At 63.5% G+C, this 1,905-nt stretch carries 2 protein-coding genes; both read left to right on the plus strand.

The window, feature by feature from the left end:
- The first annotated feature begins 123 nt into the window (after positions 1-123).
- Positions 124-525 (plus strand): cytochrome c oxidase subunit 4, encoded by a 402-nt coding sequence (locus tag AC5RWU_RS24135; RefSeq protein WP_493986699.1) that lies wholly within the window; start codon positions 124-126, stop codon positions 523-525.
- Positions 526-776: 251 nt separating this feature from the next.
- Complete coding sequence (locus AC5RWU_RS24140; protein ID WP_493986700.1) at positions 777-1,568, plus strand: GntR family transcriptional regulator; 792 nt, start codon at positions 777-779, stop codon at positions 1,566-1,568.
- Positions 1,569-1,905: the final 337 nt, after the last annotated feature.

The raw sequence follows: 1,905 nt of genomic DNA on the forward strand, positions 1-1,905 counted from the left end.
CATCCGCTCCGAGCGGCCCGCCCTGGACCTGCACCACCCGGAACTGATGCAGACCCACACCCCCACCAAGCCGGCGCCTGTGGCCCAGGTCCTCGGCGCAGCTGACCGGAAGGATGCCCAGAAGTGAAGGTCGAGTTCTGGCTTTTTACCGCCCTTGCCCCGTTCTTCGCCATCGTCGGTGTGGTGTACGGGTTCATGGTCGAATGGAGCGAGCCGGTCGGTTATGTTGCCCTGTGGCTGACTGCCGGTCTGTCGGCGATGATCGGTTTCTACCTGTTCGTTACGGCCAAGCGCGTGGGACCGCGTCCCGAGGACCGGCTGGATGCCGAGATCCATGAGGGTTCCGGCGAACAGGGCCACTTCAGCCCGTGGAGCTGGTGGCCGCTGGCGCTGGGCCTGGCCTGTGCCACCGGTTTCGCTGGTTTGGCCATCGGCTGGTGGGTCCTCTACATCGGCGCCGGATTTGCCATCGTGGCATTGGTCGGCTGGGTGTACGAGTACAGCCGCGGTGACCACGCACACTAGCCGCTGGCTGTGCCGGCAGTAGGCGCATAACCACCCGAGAGGGCCTTGCAGGATTCGTCCAGCAAGGCCCTCTCGCTGTTGCTGTTCCCACCACTGCTTCGGGGACCGTGGAGCCCCTGCGAAGCCGGTAGAGGGCCCCGGGCGCCCCTACAGCGTGGATCAATGCGGCTTCCGGTCTGCCGCGTATGCCCGGACCAGTGTGCGGTCTATAGAATTAATCGAATGTTGATTGCGGACGGCGGGCAGGCGTTGTGAGTTTCAAGGCGGTACAGGCGATCAGCGGCACGATTGATGCTGGCTCCAAGACTGCCAAGCATCTGCAGTTGCGGGAGATCCTTCGGGCCTACGTGGAAGAGCAGTGCCAGCCTGGCGCCGCCATTCCGTCGGAACGGGAGCTCTCGGAACACTTTGGCCTAGCCCGGATGACAGTACGCCAAGCCATCGATGCCCTGGTTTCGGAGGAGGTCCTGGAACGGATCGTCGGACTCGGGACGTTTGTTCCGGTGCCAAAGATGGGCCTGCAGGTCAAGCTCACCTCATACACGGAGGAAATGCGCCGCCGGGGAATGGTCCCCGACGCCCGCGTACTCAGCTTCGAGCAGATTCCGGCCACACCGGTGGTGGCCCGGGAGCTTCAGCTCGAGCAGGGACAGCCGGTTGTTCGTTTCAGGCGGCTGCTGCTGGCTGACGGAGAGCCGATGAGTGTGGACGAGAACTTCATTCCTGCCCACCAGGTTCCCGGGTTCGTGGAAGAGGAGCCGCCCACTTCGCTGTACAACGTGCTCAGCGAACGCTATGGCCTTGTGGTCGAGTGGGGCGAAGACACCATCGAAGCGACTGCCGCCTCCGCGTCCATTGCCCGACTGCTCAACGTGGAGATGGGTTCGCCGTTGCTGAAGATTCAGCGCCATGCTTTTGTCCACCGCACCATGGTGGACTATTCGGTCTCGTACTACCGGGCGGACCGGTACAAGCTCTGGGTTCCGCTGCAACGCCCGGGTGCGCGCCTGCCGCGGAGCTACAGCTCCCAGCGACCCAACTAGTGCGGTGCAGAACCCCTGCGGTCTCCCTGAGCCAGCACCTAGCTCATCGCTGCGCACGTCCGCCGAGTGATCCTAAACAAGACGAAGCGTTTCGCAGCGGACGGAACCGCTGCCTCCAGCGTCGTCAGAGCGGCACGCGAAAACGGGCCGCCTCTTGAGCGGCCTCACTCTGTTGACGCCGACCGAAAACAGGGCCAAAAACGCCAACTGAAAATGAGGCCACCTGACCATCATGGAAGGTGTACGGTCCGGGGACATCCCTGACACTGTGTTGTCGGGAGATCGCTGACAGTCTATGCGGCTTCGGCGGTCTTGCGGGGACGGCCGCGTGTTTTGC

This window comes from Arthrobacter sp. B0427-1-12 (assembly GCF_059092905.1).